The sequence below is a fragment of the Cupriavidus sp. 01L46 genome, assembly GCF_056399905.1.
In genome coordinates, this window is record NZ_JBFTSF010000015.1 from 68,536 (window position 1) to 83,914 (window position 15,379).

14 protein-coding genes are annotated in these 15,379 nt (G+C 68.4%); 9 read left to right on the forward strand and 5 right to left on the reverse strand.

The features are described from left to right. Positions 1-5 precede the first annotated feature (5 nt). On the reverse strand, positions 6-1,745 hold the full coding sequence (locus AC1DS3_RS04805; RefSeq protein ID WP_441640936.1) for a chloride channel protein: 1,740 nt from the start codon (positions 1,743-1,745) through the stop codon (positions 6-8). A 182-nt stretch (positions 1,746-1,927) separates the two neighbouring features. Between AC1DS3_RS04805 and AC1DS3_RS04810 the strand changes: the two genes are divergently transcribed. The 7 genes from AC1DS3_RS04810 (at position 1,928) to AC1DS3_RS04840 (ending at position 8,878) form a co-directional block, all read left to right on the forward strand. Further along, on the forward strand, positions 1,928-3,097 hold the full coding sequence (locus AC1DS3_RS04810; RefSeq protein WP_441640935.1) for an HPP family protein: 1,170 nt from the start codon (positions 1,928-1,930) through the stop codon (positions 3,095-3,097). 70 nt (positions 3,098-3,167) lie between these two features. Then, entirely contained in the window at positions 3,168-3,965 is a 798-nt protein-coding gene (locus tag AC1DS3_RS04815; protein WP_441640934.1) for a LysR family substrate-binding domain-containing protein, read from the forward strand. 124 nt (positions 3,966-4,089) lie between these two features. Next, on the forward strand, positions 4,090-5,214 hold the full coding sequence (locus AC1DS3_RS04820; RefSeq protein ID WP_441640933.1) for an AI-2E family transporter: 1,125 nt from the start codon (positions 4,090-4,092) through the stop codon (positions 5,212-5,214). Further along, positions 5,211-5,876, forward strand: a complete 666-nt coding sequence (locus AC1DS3_RS04825; protein WP_441640932.1) for a paraquat-inducible protein A — start codon at positions 5,211-5,213, stop codon at positions 5,874-5,876. Before AC1DS3_RS04820 ends, AC1DS3_RS04825 begins: the two co-directional genes overlap by 4 nt. Then, the gene (locus tag AC1DS3_RS04830) at positions 5,873-6,607 is read left to right on the forward strand and encodes a paraquat-inducible protein A (RefSeq protein WP_441640931.1); all 735 of its coding nucleotides are present in this window, start codon (positions 5,873-5,875) and stop codon (positions 6,605-6,607) included. Before AC1DS3_RS04825 ends, AC1DS3_RS04830 begins: the two co-directional genes overlap by 4 nt. Further along, complete coding sequence (locus AC1DS3_RS04835; protein ID WP_441640930.1) at positions 6,600-8,231, forward strand: PqiB family protein; 1,632 nt, start codon at positions 6,600-6,602, stop codon at positions 8,229-8,231. The genes AC1DS3_RS04830 and AC1DS3_RS04835 overlap by 8 nt, the downstream gene beginning before the upstream one ends. After that, complete coding sequence (locus tag AC1DS3_RS04840; protein ID WP_441640929.1) at positions 8,231-8,878, forward strand: PqiC family protein; 648 nt, start codon at positions 8,231-8,233, stop codon at positions 8,876-8,878. Before AC1DS3_RS04835 ends, AC1DS3_RS04840 begins: the two co-directional genes overlap by 1 nt. A gap of 47 nt (positions 8,879-8,925) precedes the next feature. Here AC1DS3_RS04840 and AC1DS3_RS04845 read toward each other — a convergent pair whose 3' ends face one another. The 4 genes from AC1DS3_RS04845 to AC1DS3_RS04860 form a co-directional block, all read right to left on the reverse strand. After that, on the reverse strand, positions 8,926-9,474 hold the full coding sequence (locus tag AC1DS3_RS04845) for a nucleoside 2-deoxyribosyltransferase (protein ID WP_441640928.1): 549 nt from the start codon (positions 9,472-9,474) through the stop codon (positions 8,926-8,928). A 172-nt stretch (positions 9,475-9,646) separates the two neighbouring features. Continuing rightward, the gene (locus AC1DS3_RS04850) at positions 9,647-9,841 is read right to left on the reverse strand and encodes a DUF1059 domain-containing protein (RefSeq protein ID WP_006160277.1); all 195 of its coding nucleotides are present in this window, start codon (positions 9,839-9,841) and stop codon (positions 9,647-9,649) included. 114 nt (positions 9,842-9,955) lie between these two features. After that, positions 9,956-10,897 (reverse strand): 2-hydroxyacid dehydrogenase, encoded by a 942-nt coding sequence (locus AC1DS3_RS04855; RefSeq protein WP_441640927.1) that lies wholly within the window; start codon positions 10,895-10,897, stop codon positions 9,956-9,958. Positions 10,898-10,991: 94 nt separating this feature from the next. Then, positions 10,992-12,071, reverse strand: a complete 1,080-nt coding sequence (locus AC1DS3_RS04860) for a LacI family DNA-binding transcriptional regulator (RefSeq protein WP_441640926.1) — start codon at positions 12,069-12,071, stop codon at positions 10,992-10,994. A gap of 259 nt (positions 12,072-12,330) precedes the next feature. On the opposite strand from AC1DS3_RS04860, the gene araD reads away from it, so the two are divergent. Together araD and AC1DS3_RS04870 are read left to right on the forward strand one after the other, a co-directional pair. Further along, positions 12,331-14,097, forward strand: a complete 1,767-nt coding sequence (araD, locus tag AC1DS3_RS04865; RefSeq protein ID WP_441640925.1) for an L-arabinonate dehydratase — start codon at positions 12,331-12,333, stop codon at positions 14,095-14,097. Positions 14,098-14,170: 73 nt separating this feature from the next. After that, complete coding sequence (locus AC1DS3_RS04870; RefSeq protein ID WP_416047749.1) at positions 14,171-15,154, forward strand: tripartite tricarboxylate transporter substrate binding protein; 984 nt, start codon at positions 14,171-14,173, stop codon at positions 15,152-15,154. The last annotated feature ends 225 nt before the right edge of the window (positions 15,155-15,379 follow it).

A 15,379-nucleotide genomic window follows, 5' to 3' on the forward strand; every position in this document is an offset into this window, starting at 1 on the left:
CGCGCTTATGCCGCGGCGGCGCCGCGCAGCCGTTCGCGCCGCGTTTCCTCGTGCAGCACCTGGCCGCTAGGGCGCAGCAGGTCACGTAGCGAGACCACGCCGACCAGCCGCATGGAATCCAGGTCGGCCACCACTGGCAGCCGGCTGACGCCGAGCTCCGCCATGCGGCCCGCGGCAATGCGCGCGGTCTGCGCCGGCAGCAGCACCTGGTGCGGCTGCAGCGGCGCCATCAGCGCGCGGCCGCTCTCCATCGATGCCTCCCGCCCGCGCAGCGCGTTGCGCTCCAGCATGCCGACCACACGCGCCGCGCACACGACCGGATAGCCGCGATGCGGCGCGTGCTCGCCAAAGTGGCTGGCCCACAAGACGTGGACCGGCTGCTCGCCATCCACGCTGACCACGGCCGTGGTCATCAGATCCGCCACGTGCTGGCGCTCGAGCGGATCCACGCCATACTCGCGATAGATATGCAGGCCCCGGCGCGCGATCTTCTCGGTCATGATCGAGCGCTTCATGGTCAGCACCGTGAAGCCATGCGCCACCGCCACGGTCAGCAGCAGCGGCAGCAATGCGTTGCTGTCGTGCGTCAGGCCGAAAGCGAAGACGATGGCGGTCAGCGGCGCGCCAAGCACGCTGCCCAGCACACCCGCCATGCACACCAGCGCCCACAACTGCGGCGAGGCACCGGGCAGCCACGGCGCCAGCGCCACGCCAAGGCCCGCGCCCAGCATCAGCAACGGGGCCAGCACGCCACCCGACGTGCCAGACCCCAGCGCTGCCACCCAGATGATGGCCTTGACCGTCAGCAGCGCCACCACCACGCCGATCGCCATGCGGTTGTGCAACAGGTCCGCGATCACGTCATAGCCCACGCCCAGCGCGCGCGGCTCGAAGTACCCGCCAATGCCCACCACCAGCCCGCCGATTGCCGGCCACCACATCCAGTGCAGCTTGAGCTTGGAGAACTGGTCCTCGGTGCGATAGAGCGCCAACGTCAGCGCGGCGCCCAGCACGCCGCAAAGCAGCCCGGCAACGATGCACGAGCCCAGCGCCATGGTGCTTGCCGACGCAGTCTGCAGCGCAAACAAGGGGCCGGGCTCGAACACCATCGTGCGCAGGAAGCCGGCTACCGCGCAAGCCAGCGCCACCGGCAGCAGGCTGCGCGGGCGCAGCTCGAACAGCAACAGCTCCACGGCCAGCAGCACCGCCGCCACCGGCGTGCCGAAGATCGCCGTCATGCCGGCGCAGGCACCCGCTACCAGCAGCGTCTTGCGCTCGGCCGCGGTGAGATGCAGGTACTGCGCGAGCAGCGAGGCGATCGAGCCGCCGGTCATGATGATCGGGCCCTCCGCGCCAAACGGCCCGCCGCTGCCGATCACGATGCCGGATGACAGCGGCTTGAGCACGGCCACCCGGGGCGACATCTTGCTCTTGCCGAACAGCACGGCCTCGATGGCTTCCGGGATGCCGTGGCCACGGATCTTGTCGCTGCCATAGCGCGCCATCAGGCCCACCAGCAGACCGCCGACTGCCGGCACCACGATGACCCATGCCCCCAGCGCATGCTGCGCCGGCGAGCGATCCGCCAGCGACAGGGTCTGATAGAAGAAGAGATTGGTGAAGAACCGGATCAGGTTCAGCAGCAGCACGGCAGCCGCCGTGCTGATGGCCCCGATGAGGGGCGCCAGCGCCGCCAGCAGGAGCAGCCGGCGGTCGACGGCGTAGTCGCGTTTTTCGAAGTGCATGGCCAGGATCGGGAAAGTAGGCGGAGGACGGGATGCGGGATGGCGGGTTGATCCCGCTGCGCGAAAGCGAAATGTATCACGTCATGATATATTTGCGCGCTGGATTTCCGGAGCGCGATGCCAAGGCGATCCAGGTGCGTTATTGCGCGCATTCGCCCGCACAACCCCAAAAAAAAAGCCCCATGCCGCCATCCCAGGCCCCCTCCTTAGCCGACTTCCCGCCAGGCCGGGCACGTGCGTGGCTGCGCGCGTTTGCCCCCACCCCCATCGCCGCCGGCCGCCGCGAGCGCGTCAAGAGCTGCTTGGGCGCGCTGGTCGGCCTGCTGCTCACCGAATGGATCAGCCGTCACCTGCTGGGCGGCTTCAACCCCTGGTTCATCGCCCCGATGGGCGCCTCCGCGGTACTGCTGTTCGCCGTGCCGGCGAGCCCGCTGGCGCAGCCTTGGTCCATCATCGGCGGCAACCTGGTGGCGGCGCTGATCGGCGTGGCCTGTGCGCGCTGGATCCCCGAGCCCGGGCTGGCCGCCTCGGTGGCCGTGGCGCTGGCCATCGTCGCCATGTTCCAGTTGCGCTGCGTGCACCCGCCCAGCGGCGCGGTGGCGATTACCGCGGTGTTCGGCGGCCACGCTGTGACCCAGCTTGGCTTTGGCTTCGTGGTGATGCCGGTCGCCGTCAACTCGATGTTGCTGCTACTGGTGGCGCTGTTGTTCAACAACCTGATGCGCCGGCGCTATCCGCACCGTCCCGTCGAACACGCCAACCCGCACCGCACCGCCGATCCGCTGCCGAGCGAGCGGGTGGGATTCAACCGCAGCGATCTGGACGAAGTGCTCAAGGCGCGCGGCGAGTTCCTGGACATCGAGGAAGACGACCTGGAAGACATCCTGGTGGCCGCGCAGTTGCGGGCGTATCGCCGGCACTTTGGCGATGTGCGGTGTGGGGACATCATGTCGCGGGACGTGGTGACGGTGGAGCCCGGGCAGAGTGGCCTGGAGGCGCGCGCCCTGTTGTTCAAGCATGGGATCCAGGCGCTGCCGGTGGTGGATGCGCAGCGGCGCCTGCTTGGCATGCTTGGGTTGGCGGATCTTCTCGCCGCGCGCAGTGGCGCCGAGGGGCAGGTCCGTGCGGGAACTGCCAAGGACCTGATGCACACCGGCATGGCTACGGCCCGGGCGGAGCAACCCATGGTGGAGCTGGCGCGGGCGTTTTCCGATGGCGGCCTGCATCAGGTGCCGGTGGTGGATGCCCGGCAGCGGCTGCTGGGCATCGTCACGCAATCGGACCTGATCGCCGCGCTGCTCGAACAAGGCCCGCCGGCAAAAGTGGAACCGGATGCGCAGCCGGCAAGCTGACCCGCGCGGGCGCTAGCGGCTCGCCTGCAACCCGCCCGCCGCCGGCATGGCGTGTGCATCGGCACGCGCCATGCCATTGAACAACAGGTTCAATGCCACCGACATCACGCAAGCCAGCAGGATGCTGCTGTGCGAGGCGCTGCTGACGCGGGCGCGCGACATCGTGGCCGACCTGGACTCGACCCGGAAAATGGTGCTGCGCGTGGCCGACGGGCTGGAGGACTACCTGCGCATCGGCATCATCAATTCGGTGATGTACGGCCCCCTGCCCCGCACCATGCGGCTGTTCCAGGTGCGCAACCCGGCGGTGGAGTGGACCCTGCACGAGATGCTCCCCGACCAGCAGGGCGAGGCGCTGGTGCGTGGCCAGATCGACGTCGGCTTTGCCTCCAGCGCTACGGGGCGGGAGGAATTGCGGTCGATCCGCGTCGATCCGCAGCCGCTGATGGCCGCGTTGCCGGCCGGCCATCCGCTGGCGGCTAGCGGCCGGATCCGGCTGAAAGCGCTGGCGGCGGAGCCATTTGTGCTGCTTAATACACAAAGCCCGGTGATCCGCAGCTTGCTGGCCGCCTGCGTGCGCAATGGCTTCCACCCGCGCGTGCTGCACGAGTCGGTGGATCCGCAGACGGTGCTGAGCCTGGTGGGCGCCGGCGTGGGGGTGAGCGCGCTGCCGCGCTCGCTGTCGGGCGCGCCGCGGGAGGATGTCGCCTTCCTCACGCTGGACGAACCGGGGCTGGCCGCCGACCTTTATGCCACCGTGCGGCGCGACCACGGCCTGCCCGCACTGGACCCCTTTCTCACGCTGCTGGAAGATGTCACCGAGGTATGGCATCGTGAGACGTTCGGGGAAGGCCTGCGCAGCACATAGCGCGCCCGGCGTCCCGCAATGCAACATTGCAGCCCCCGCAATGCCGCCTGCCTCCGGCGGGCTACGGGTTTTCCTATATATTGTCGCCGTTCACGTCACACCGGCAGTCCAGGAGAAGCACCCGATGAATTCCGGCCAACTGATTGAAAAACTCGCCGCCATCCTTGCACTGATCGTGCTGATCGGCGGCTCGCTGCTGGTGCTCGCGCCCTTTACCACCGCGCTGCTGTGGGGCGCCATCCTCGCCTTCAGCTCGTGGTACCCCTATACGGTGCTCTCGCGCTGGATGGGCAACCGGCGCAGCCTGGCGGCCCTGATCTGCGTGCTGCTGGCCGCGGTCATCGTGCTCGGCCCCTTTGTCTATGCCGGCGCCAGCATCTCCGCGCACATCGACGAGCTGTCCGGCCTGGTCGACCAGTTCTTCGATCACGGCGCGCCCGCGCTGCCCGGGTGGCTGACCGGCCTGCCGTATGTGGGCGACTACCTGCAAAGCTCCTGGGACAAGGTGATCCATGCCGACTCCGAGATGGTCGCCAACCTGCGCAAGCTGATTGCACCCGTGGGCCATGTGGTGCTGGGCGCCGGGCTGTCGATCGGCGCCGGGCTGGGCCAGCTGGCGCTGTCGATCGTGCTGGCGTTCTTTTTCTATACCGGCGGCGAGTTTGCGGTGGCGTGGCTGCGCGCTGGCATGCGCCGCATTGCCGGCGAGCGTGCCGACCACCTGCTGGCGCTGGCCGGCAACACCGTCAAGGGCGTGGTCTACGGCGTGCTGGGCACCGCCTTCGTGCAGGCCTTGCTGGCCGGCATCGGCTTCTGGATCGCCGGCGTGCCCGGCGCCGCCATCCTCGGCTTCATCACTTTCTTCCTGTCCGTGATCCCGGTCGGCCCGCCGCTGGTGTGGATTCCCGCCGCGCTCTGGCTTTACCACACCGGCTCGCTTGGCTGGGCCATCTTCATGGTGGTGTGGGGCGTGGGCGTGGTCAGCATGGCCGACAACATCATCAAGCCGCTCCTCATCAGCAAGGGCACCGACATGCCGCTGATCTGGGTCATGCTGGGCGTGTTCGGCGGTGCGCTGGCCTTCGGCTTCCTCGGCGTGTTTATCGGCCCGACCCTGCTGGCGGTGGCCTACGCGCTGCTGCGCGACTGGACCATCGGCTCGCAGCACCTGGCCGATCCGCCGCCCGCGCTGGCGCAAGGCAAGCCCATCACCACCGCCGAGGACGCGGCGGGTTCCGGCAAGGCATGAGCGAAATCAGCGGTCCCGAACCCCAGCCATTGGCACCGCCGCCCACCCAGGCCGAGCTGGCCCGGCTGGTGGCCTGTGAGTACTGCGATGCGGTCTACCAGCGCACCGAGCTGGAGCCAGGCGAGCGCGCGCTGTGCCTGCGCTGCGGCGGCCAGCTCTACCGCGATAGCTCGCGGGCCTATGCGCGGCTGCTGCCGCTGGTCATTGCCGCGCTGATCCTGTTCCTGGTGTCCAACGCCTATCCCATCGTCGAGATGGATCTCAAGGGCGTGCGCACCGAAACCACGCTATGGGGCGCGGTGCAGGCGCTCTACGCGGACAACATGACGCTGGTGGCCGTGCTGGTGTTCGCCACCACCATCCTGTTTCCCTTGTCCGAGCTGCTGATGATGCTCTACCTGCTGGTGCCGATGGCGCGCCACCGGATGCCGCCGGGCTTCGAGCGCATCGTGCGCGGCATCCAGCAAACCCGGCCGTGGGGCATGATCGAAGTCTTCATGATTGGCGTGCTGGTCACGCTGGTCAAGCTCTCGACCATGGCGCAGGTGTTGCCGGGCGTGGCGCTGTGGTCGTTCGCCGCGCTGGTGATCGTGCTGGCCGCGATGCTGTCGTTCGATCCGCGCGATCTGTGGCAGCACCTGGACGAGGAGGCGCCCCGATGAGCGCCCCGACCCCCAAGCTCCCGGCAGGCGCCGCCGCGCTGGCGCGCTCGCGCCGCCTGGCCGCCAACGTGGTGGCAGAGCTGACCGACGACGACGAAACCAAGCCGCTGCCGCAGGTGCCTACCGCCACGTCGATGGGCCTGGTGTCCTGCCACGCCTGCGACGCGCTCAGCCCGCTCGCGATGCAAGGCGAGCCCTGCCCGCGCTGCGGCGCCACGCTGCATCACCGCAAGCCGAACAGCCTCGCCCGCACCTGGGCGTTCCTGTTGTCCGCCCTCATCCTTTATATTCCCGCCAACCTGCTGCCGGTCATGGTGACGCAGTCCATCCTGGGCACGCAGCGCGACACCATCTTTTCCGGCGTGGTCTACCTATGGTTGTCGGGCTCCAACATGCTGGCCATCGTGGTGCTGATCGCCAGCATCGTGGTGCCGCTGCTGAAGATGATCATCCTCGCGCTGTTGCTGCTGTCCGTGCACTTCCGCTCGCGCTGGCGGATTCGCCAGCAGACCAGGCTGTACGGGCTGGTGGAAATCATCGGCCGTTGGTCGATGCTGGATATTTTCGTGGTGGCGCTGCTGGCTTCGCTGGTGCGCGCCGGGGCACTCGCCACCATCATCCCGGGCGCCGGCGCCATGGCGTTCGGCTCCGTGGTGGTGCTCACCATGCTGGCTTCACTCAGTTTCGACCCGCGCCTGCTGTGGGATTCGATGGATACAAACGATGCCTGACCTAGACCAGTCCCCTCCCTCTCCTTCCTCGCAGCCACCGGCGCCGGAGCGCCGCCGCCGGGCGCGCTGGCTGCCCTCGCTGGTCTGGCTGATCCCGATCGTGGCGGCGGTGGTTGGCCTGTCGCTGCTGATCCACACGCTCACCGAGCGCGGCCCCGAGATCACGGTCACGTTCCGCACCGCCGAGGGCCTGGTCCCGGGCAAGACGCCGGTACGCTACAAGGACGTGGACATCGGCCTGGTCAAGTCCGTGCGGCTGTCCGGCGACCACTCGCACGTGGTCGCCAAGATCGACCTGACCCAGGATGCGGAAAGCTTTTCCACCAAGGACACGCGCTTCTGGGTGGTGCGCCCGCGCTTTGCCACCAGCGGCATCTCCGGGCTGAGCACCCTGCTGTCCGGCGCCTATATCGGCGTTGACGCCGGCAAGTCGGAGGAGCGCGTGCGCGACTTCACCGGGCTGGAAGTGCCGCCCGCCGTCACCACCGATGCCTCCGGCAAGCAGTTCTTGCTGCGCGCCACCGATCTCGGCTCGCTCGACATCGGCTCGCCTGTCTACTACCGCCGCGTGCAGGTCGGCCAGGTGGTGGCTTACCAGCTGGAGCCCAACGGGCGCGACCTGTCGCTGCGCGTGTTCATCAACAAGCCCTACGACAAGCTGGTCACGGCCGACTCGCGCTTCTGGCACGCCAGCGGCGTGGACATCAAGCTCGATGCCGGTGGCTTCAAGCTCAACACCCAATCGCTGGTGACGGTGCTGCTCGGCGGCGTGGCCTTCCAGGCCCCGGATGACTCCAAGGCGACGGATGCCGCCAACGAGAACACCCAGTTCCTGCTAGCCAGCGACCAGACCGAGGCGATGAAGGAGCCGGAAGAAATCGCGCCTTCTCTCGCCGTGCTGAACTTCGACCAGTCCGTGCGCGGGCTCTCGCCCGGCGCGCCGGTGGATTTCCGCGGCGTGGTCGTGGGTCAGGTGCGCTCGATCGGCATCGAGTACCAGGTCGAGAAGAAGGCTTTCCGCCTGCCGGTGGTGGTGGAACTGTACCCCTCGCGCATGGGCTTCCGGGCGCGTGACGTGGAGGACGTCAACCGTGCCCGCAATATCGTCCAGACGCTGATCAAGCGCGGCATGCGCGCCCAGTTGCGCACCGGCAACCTGCTGACCGGCCAGCTCTACGTCGCGCTGGATTTCTTCCCCAAGGCGCCGCCGGCCAACGTCAACCTGGATGGCACCATGCCTGAACTGGCTACCACGCCGGGCGCGTTCGACGAGTTGCAGGCCAAGCTGGGCGATATCGTCAACAAGATCGACAAGGTGCCGTTCGAGCAGATCGGCCAGGACCTGCGCACGTCGATGGCCACGCTCAACACCATGATGACCAGCGCCGACAAACTGGTCGCCCAGCTCAACGGCGACGTGGCGCCCCAGGTGCTGGCCGCGCTGCAGGATGCGCGCAAGACGTTGAACGCAGCCAACGGCACGCTCGCCTCGGATGCCCCGCTGCAGCAAGACACGCGCCGCATGATGCAGGAGCTCACGCGCACCGCGGTGTCGCTGCGCACGCTGACCGAATACCTGGAACGCCACCCTGAAGCGCTGGTGCGCGGCAAGCCGGAGAAATGATGATGACCCGCATAGAGATGACCCGCCACCGCCTGTTGCTGCCCCTCGCGCTTGGCGCCGCGCTGCTGGCGGGCTGCGCCTCGCCCGATCCGCGCTACTACACGCTGGCCCAGGGTCCCGCTGCCGCCGCCGGCGCCGAAGGACAGGCCGCCGCGCCGGCGCGGGCTCCGCAGGCGCAGCCGGTGTGGATCGAGGTTGCGCCGGTGCGCGTGCCTGAACGCCTCAACCGGCCACAGCTGGTGGTGCGTGACGGCAAGGATGGCAACGCGCTCAAGCTGCTGGACCTGTCGCGCTGGTCCGCGCCGCTGCCGGACGAGCTGCGCGACGCGCTGTCGCAACAGCTGCAGGCCAGGCTAGGTGCGGTTGACACCTACCAGCAAGGCTTGTCGGAAGTGGCGCCCGTGTTCCGCATCACCACCGAAGTGGTGCGGCTGGACGCCGACGTGGGCCAGCGGGCCGGCGCCGTCATCAACTGGACCGTGCGCCGCCTGCCCGACGGCAAGGTCAAGGCCGGCCGCACGCAGGCCGAGCTGCCCGCGCCGGGCGCGGTGGACGGTGTCGTGGCGGCTTACCGCCAGATCGTGGCAAGCACCGCGGACGATATCGCGGCCGGCGTGGAAACACTGCGCCGAAGCACGGCGAAGTAGCGGCGAAGTAGCGGCGCGGCGGGACGCAGGTCCCGCCCGCGGCGGAATCAATCCTCCGCCGGCGCCGACGCGCCCCGGCAACTGCGCCGCCGCTCCGACTCGGCCATGGCCGCCAGGCAGGCCTCGGCGTCTCCCGCCACCAGCTTGGCCGAGCAGGCCAGCATCAGGTTCTTGCCCAGGCCGAAATCCTCCACCACGAAGCCGCGCGCATCGAGCCGCTCGCCCTTGCCGTGCGTTTCATCGGCGGCAACGGCCACGCGGTCCAGCAACGTGCCGCGGTCGCTGCTGTAGCCCCATACCGGCTTTTGCAGCGCAATCGCGAATCCCACTTCGAATGCCGTGCCCGAGTCCGGCTCGCCCGGCCCGCGGAAATCGTCCAGGTTGGCCATCACCATGTCGGCGCGGCGCAGCAGGTTGATGTTCGCCTCGTAGATCCAGCGCGCGGTGTCGGGGCCGCAAAGGCCGGCCGGGGCGGCTTTGTCGAGGGGATAGAGGCCAAGGAAGCCGTAATGGGCACAGCGGGCCTTGAGGGTCTCGCCGTAGGCGATGGCGTCTTTGCGGAATACGTCGAAGCCGGCGAGGTAGATGGTTTTCATTGAGCGTGGCTGGGTGGCGGACGTTGACGCTGGTGAGGATAGCGCATGTGTTTGACGTGATGGCTACAGCGGCCACTTCAAACCCAACATCAACCTGAGCCTGAACCTGGACGGCAGGTCACCGCCCTCGCCAGGCGGCGGCCTGCGTTCCAGCGTTCCAGCGTTCCCGTGCTCACGCGGGCGGCGAGCCATCCTTGAATGCCCCCTTGAGCATCTGCCGCAGTTCGGGGCCATCCTGGTGCTGGTGCACCTGCACCGCATGCTGGACCGCGACTTCGAGCAGTTCGTCTTCGGTGTCGGCGCTCAATGCCACCGTGCACTTCGACTCGCTCGGAAACTCGCGGCAATCGATATATTTTCGTCCCATCATTGCCTCCTGACGCGCGAGGGTGAGATGGCGCCGCCGGGGCGGCGGGCGCCTGATCCACCGCCTGATCCAGTATAGGACCGGCGCCGTGCGCGGGCGAGGCCTGCCAGCGCGTCAGAGTACCGGCGTGATCACCTTGCCGGTGCCAAGGAACGCATCGAGGTTGTCGAACACCAGCCCGGCCATGGCCGCGCGGGTTTCATGCGTGCCGCTGGCCACGTGCGGGGCCAGTACGGCGTTGTCCAGCGCGAACAGCGCCTCGGGCACTTCCGGCTCGGCGCGGAACACGTCCAGCCCGGCCCCGCCGAGGCGGCCGTCGCGCAAGGCCGCCACCAGCGCGTCTTCGTCCACCACGCTGCCGCGCGACACATTGACCAGGATGCCCTTGGGGCCCAGCGCCTCGATGATTTCGGCCGATACCAGCCCTTCGGTCTCGGGGCCGCCCACGCAGGTCACGGCCAGGAAATCCGCCCAGCCTGCCAGCGCCTTCAGGTCCGGCTCGTGGCGCCACGGCGCGCCGGCGCGCGCCCGGCGGTTGTGGTACGCGATGTCCATGCCGAAGCCAGTGGCGCGCTGCGCCACTTTCTCGCCGATGCGGCCCAGGCCCAGGATGCCGAGCTTCTTGCCGGAGACGCGGGTGGTCAGCGGGAAGTTGTCCTTGCCCCACTTGCCGGCGCGCACGAAGCGGTCGCCATGGGCGATGCCGCGGGCGGTGTCGAGCAGCAGGCCGAAGGCGAGGTCGGCCACGCAATCGTTGAGCACGTCGGGCGTGTTGCTGACCTGGATGCCGCGCGCGCGGGCCGCGTCCAGCGCGATCGAGTCATAGCCGACGCCAAAGCTCACGATGGCTGCGAGCCTGGGCATGGCCGCGATGGCCTCGGCGGTGATGCCGTGGCGCGCCGATGTGACCACCACGCGCGCCTGCTGCGCGTGCTCGCGCAGCCACGCCAGCGGCTCGGGCTGCTCCCACAGCGGCACGGCCTGGTACTGCTCGCGCAGGCGGGAATTGATCTGCGGCGCGAGCGAGCCGATCTGGATAAGCGTGGCTTGGGACATGGATGCGAGGCGAGGGAAGAAATACAGCGTTGGATGGTAGCGCAATCATAACGCGTCCGGCGCCGCGCCGCAGGGCAGCGCCCAGGCTCAGGCGTCAGGCGCTCTCGCGCTGGATGACCTCGAATCCCAGGTCGATGATGCGCTCCCCCACTTCGCGTCCGTCGATGCGGGCCAGCAGGCATTCGGCGGCGGTACGGCCGATGGCCGGGCCGTCGATGCGCACCGTCGACAACGCCGGATAGGTATGCGCGGCAAAGTTGAGATCGCCAAAGCCCATCACCGCGAGCTGCTCCGGCACCGTCAGCCCGCGCGCGCGGGCTTCCGAGAGCGCGCCCTGCGCCAGCGTGTCCGAGCTGCAGAACACCACGTCCGGCTGCGCGCCGCCATCGAGCAGCCGCGCCAGCCCCTCGCGGCCAAGTCCCAGGCTGGATGGCGCGGGCACGATGCTGCTCGGCACTTCCGTGATGCCGTGGCGGCCGAACGCGTCGAGAAAGCCTAGGCGGCGCGACTCGGCGCGCTGGTCGCTGGCCGACAGGATGGCGGGCTTGCGATAGCCGCGCGCATACAGGAACTCGGCCACCGTCTGGCCCACCTTCTCGTGCGAGAAGCCCACCAGCATGTCGATCGGCGTGGGCGTGATGTCCCAGGTCTCCACCACCGGCACGCGCGCGGCCAGCAAGCGCCGGCGCGTGTCGGCGGTGTGCGCGATGCCGGTCAGCACGATGCCGTCCGGGCGGCGCGAGAGGATGGCGGCCAGCAGGTCCTGCTCGCGCGTGGCGGCATAGCCGGACAAGCCCAGCATCATCTGGTAGCCCGCTTGCGAGAATCGGTCGGTCAGCGCCTGGATGGTGTCCGCAAAGATCGAGTTGGCGATGGTCGGCACGATGGCCGCGATCAGCCGGCTGCGCCGCGAGGCCAGGCCGCCGGCCAGCAGGTTGGGCACGTAGCCGGTGCGCTGGATGGCCTCCTGCACGCGCGCCACGGTGCCCGCTGCGACCAGCCCGGGCTGGTTGACCACGCGCGACACGGTGATCGGCGAAACGCCTGCGATCTTGGCCACGTCAGCCAGCGTGACGCTGCCGGTGGCGCGGCCGGCAGGGGCTGGCGTGGGCGCGGTGGAAAGGGCAGAACCAGGGCTGGCGCGAGGAGCGGTTGGCTTGCGGGATGAGGCCATGAATGTGGTCAAGGAAGCAAAGAAAGCCGGATGCGCGCAGGGCCGGCATGGGCGCCATGATAGCGCCCGCGCCGCGCCGCGGGCTGCGATGCCGGGGCGCGCGACGGGTTAACCCCGAGCACGCATGCGTTGTGGGCGACAAATGACAGCGCTATCATCTGCTGTCTTCGGCGCTGGAGAAGCAGGACGGCCGCCCGCCGGGGCCAGACAAAAAAAAAGCAGACGTCGCCACGACGCTACCGATCAGAGGAGACAGCCCATGTCCACAAACCCCGCAGGCAAGAAGCCGCAAGACCGGCCCCGCAAGCGGCCAGAGGAGCTGCGCAGCCACCGCTGGTACGGCGCCAACGACCTGCGCGCCTTCGGCCACCGCTCGCGCACCGCGCAGATGGGCTACAGCCGCGCCGACTACGCCGGCAAGCCGGTTGTCGCCATCATCAACACCTGGAGCGACATCAACCCCTGCCACAGCCACTTCCGCCAGCGCGCCGAAGAGGTCAAGCGTGGCATCTGGCAAGCGGGCGGCTTCCCGGTGGAGATGCCGGCGATGAGCCTGTCCGAGCCGTTCCAGAAGCCCACCACCATGCTCTACCGCAACCTGCTGGCGATGGAGACGGAGGAACTGCTGCGCTCCTACCCAGCGGACGGCTGCGTGCTGCTGGGCGGCTGCGACAAGACCACGCCCGCCTTGCTGATGGGCGCGCTGGCGATGGACCTGCCCACCCTCTTCGTGCCGGCCGGGCCGATGCTGCGCGGCAACTGGAACGGCGTGACGCTGGGCTCCGGCTCGGATACCTGGAAGTACTGGGCCGAGCTGCGCGCCGGCAATATCACCGAGCAGGACTGGCAAGGCATCGAAGACGGCATCGCGCGCTCGCCGGGGCATTGCATGACAATGGGCACGGCATCGACCATGACGGCCGTGGTGGAGGCCATCGGCATGTGCCTGTCCGGCGCCTCGTCGATTCCCGCGCCGGATTCGCGCCATGCGCAAATGGCCTCGCTGTCGGGCCGGCGCATCGTCGAGATGGTGTGGCAAGACCTGAAGCCGTCGGAGATCGTCACGCCCGCCGCCATCGACAACGGCGTGCGCACCGCGCTGGCGCTGTCCGGCTCCACCAACGCCATCGTCCACCTGATCGCGCTGGCGCGCCGCGCCGGCCATGCGCTATCGCTGGATCGCTACGACGAACTGGCGCGCAGCACGCCGGTGCTGGCCAATATCCGTCCGTCGGGCCAGTACCTCATGGAAGACTTTTACTACGCCGGCGGCCTGCGCGCGATGCTCGCGCAGATGGGCGACCTGCTCGATACCGGCACGCTCACCGTCGATGGCCGCACGCTCGGCGAGAACCTGGCAGGCGCCCGCGTGTTCAATGACGACGTGATCCGCCCGCGCGACAAGCCGCTGGTGGCCAGCGACGGGCTGGCCGTGCTGCGCGGCAACCTCGCCCCGGACGGCGCCGTGATCAAGCCCCCGGCCGCGCAGCAGGACCTGCTGCGCCACACCGGCCGCGCCGTGGTGTTCCGCGACTACAACGACATGGCGGCCCGCATCGACGACCCAGAGCTGGATATCGATGCCAGCTGCGTGATCGTGCTGCAGAACGCCGGCCCGCAAGGCGCGCCCGGCATGCCGGAATGGGGCCAGTTGCCGATTCCGCAGAAGCTGCTCAAGCAAGGCGTGCGCGACATGGTGCGCATCTCGGATGCGCGCATGAGCGGCACCAGCTACGGCGCGTGCGTGCTGCACGTGGCGCCGGAATCGTATGTGGGCGGCCCGCTCGCCTTCGTGCGCGACGGCGACCTGATCGAGCTGGACGTGCCGGCCCGCAAGCTCAACCTGCTGATCGGCGACGAAGAGATGGCGCACCGCCGCGCCGCCTGGGTCGCGCCCGTGCCCAAGTTCGAGCGCGGCTACGGCAAGCTCTACCTGCGCCACGTCAGCCAGGCGGACAAGGGCTGCGACTTTGATTTCCTGGAACCGGTCGATGCCCCGGAGGACGGCGAGCCGGAGATCCACTAGCGCTTAACTAGCGTCCCGCCATCGCTTCATCATCGCTTCACCATCCCAATAAGAACCAAGGAGACCCAACCCCATGAAACGCCAAGCCCTAGCGCTGCTGGCCGCCGCGGCGACCCTGGCTGCCGCCGCCCTCCCGCTGAGCGCATCCGCCCAGGCCAGCTGGCCCAGCAAGCCGATCACCTATGTGGTGCCGTTCCCGCCCGGCGGCACCACCGACACCCTGGCGCGCCTGATCGGCCAGCGCCTGGGCCAGGCGCTCGGCACCACCGTGGTGGTGGAGAACCGCCCCGGCGCTGGCGGCAATATCGGCTCCGACTACGCCTCCAAGGCCGCGCCCGATGGCTACACCATCCTCGGCGGCACCATCAGCTCGCACGCGATCAATGCCAGCCTGTACCCGAAGATGCCGTATGACGTGGTCAAGTCCTTCGCCCCCATCACGCTGATCGGCACCAATGCCAATGTGCTGGTAGTCAGCGCCGGCAGCCCGTTCAAGACGGTGAAGGACATCGTGGCCGAAGCCAAGGCCAAGCCGGATACGCTCGCCTTCGCCTCTGCCGGCAACGGCACCTCGCAGCACCTGGCCGGTGAATTGTTCAAGAGCCTGGCCGGCATCAAGATCACGCACATTCCCTACAAGGGCAGCGGCCCGGCGATCCAGGACGTGATGGCGGGGCAGGTGCCGATGATGTTCGACACGACCGTGGTGGCGGCCCAGCATATCGACTCGGGCAAGCTGCGGGCGCTGGCGGTAACTTCCGCCAGGCGCATCAAGAGCATGCCGAATGTACCGACGATGGCCGAGGCCGGCGTCAGCGGCTACGAGCTGGAATCCTGGCAAGCCATCTTCGCGCCGGCCAATACGCCCAAGCCGATCGTGGACCGCTTGTACAAGGAGATCTCGGCGATCATCAAGACGCCGGACATGCAGGCGCGGCTGGAGAAGCTGGGCATGGAGCCATCGGGGATGTCGCCCGGGGAGTTTGCCGAGTTCCAGCGCAGCGAGATCGTGAAGTGGGCGAAGGTGGTGAAGGCGGCGGATATCAGGATTGATTGAAATCAGGATTGACTGAAGTGGTGGTGGTGGTGGTGGCCCGCTGACGCGGGGGTGCCTCTTATGGGTGGGGTTTTATTGCTTCTAGCTGCTGGCGCGGCTGTACGGGGTTGGCCGTTTTGGAACGTGTGAGATGTCACTTTTCTTTACTCGTAAAGAAAAGATGGTATGAACGCGCCCCGTCCCCGCAGTGGAGCGCGAGGTGGCGAGACGGTAGTGTGGGTCAGG

Coding starts and splice junctions, on each gene's coding strand:
- araD (WP_441640925.1), top strand. CDS start 12,331: ATGTCCACAAACCCCGCAGGCAAGAAGCCGCAAGACCGGCCCCGCAAG.
- AC1DS3_RS04810 (WP_441640935.1), top strand. CDS start 1,928: ATGCCGCCATCCCAGGCCCCCTCCTTAGCCGACTTCCCGCCAGGCCGG.
- AC1DS3_RS04845 (WP_441640928.1), bottom strand. CDS start 9,474: ATGAAAACCATCTACCTCGCCGGCTTCGACGTATTCCGCAAAGACGCC.
- AC1DS3_RS04825 (WP_441640932.1), top strand. CDS start 5,211: ATGAGCGAAATCAGCGGTCCCGAACCCCAGCCATTGGCACCGCCGCCC.
- AC1DS3_RS04820 (WP_441640933.1), top strand. CDS start 4,090: ATGAATTCCGGCCAACTGATTGAAAAACTCGCCGCCATCCTTGCACTG.
- AC1DS3_RS04850 (WP_006160277.1), bottom strand. CDS start 9,841: ATGGGACGAAAATATATCGATTGCCGCGAGTTTCCGAGCGAGTCGAAG.
- AC1DS3_RS04840 (WP_441640929.1), top strand. CDS start 8,231: ATGATGACCCGCATAGAGATGACCCGCCACCGCCTGTTGCTGCCCCTC.
- AC1DS3_RS04830 (WP_441640931.1), top strand. CDS start 5,873: ATGAGCGCCCCGACCCCCAAGCTCCCGGCAGGCGCCGCCGCGCTGGCG.
- AC1DS3_RS04860 (WP_441640926.1), bottom strand. CDS start 12,071: ATGGCCTCATCCCGCAAGCCAACCGCTCCTCGCGCCAGCCCTGGTTCT.
- AC1DS3_RS04815 (WP_441640934.1), top strand. CDS start 3,168: ATGCCATTGAACAACAGGTTCAATGCCACCGACATCACGCAAGCCAGC.
- AC1DS3_RS04835 (WP_441640930.1), top strand. CDS start 6,600: ATGCCTGACCTAGACCAGTCCCCTCCCTCTCCTTCCTCGCAGCCACCG.
- AC1DS3_RS04855 (WP_441640927.1), bottom strand. CDS start 10,897: ATGTCCCAAGCCACGCTTATCCAGATCGGCTCGCTCGCGCCGCAGATC.
- AC1DS3_RS04805 (WP_441640936.1), bottom strand. CDS start 1,745: ATGCACTTCGAAAAACGCGACTACGCCGTCGACCGCCGGCTGCTCCTG.
- AC1DS3_RS04870 (WP_416047749.1), top strand. CDS start 14,171: ATGAAACGCCAAGCCCTAGCGCTGCTGGCCGCCGCGGCGACCCTGGCT.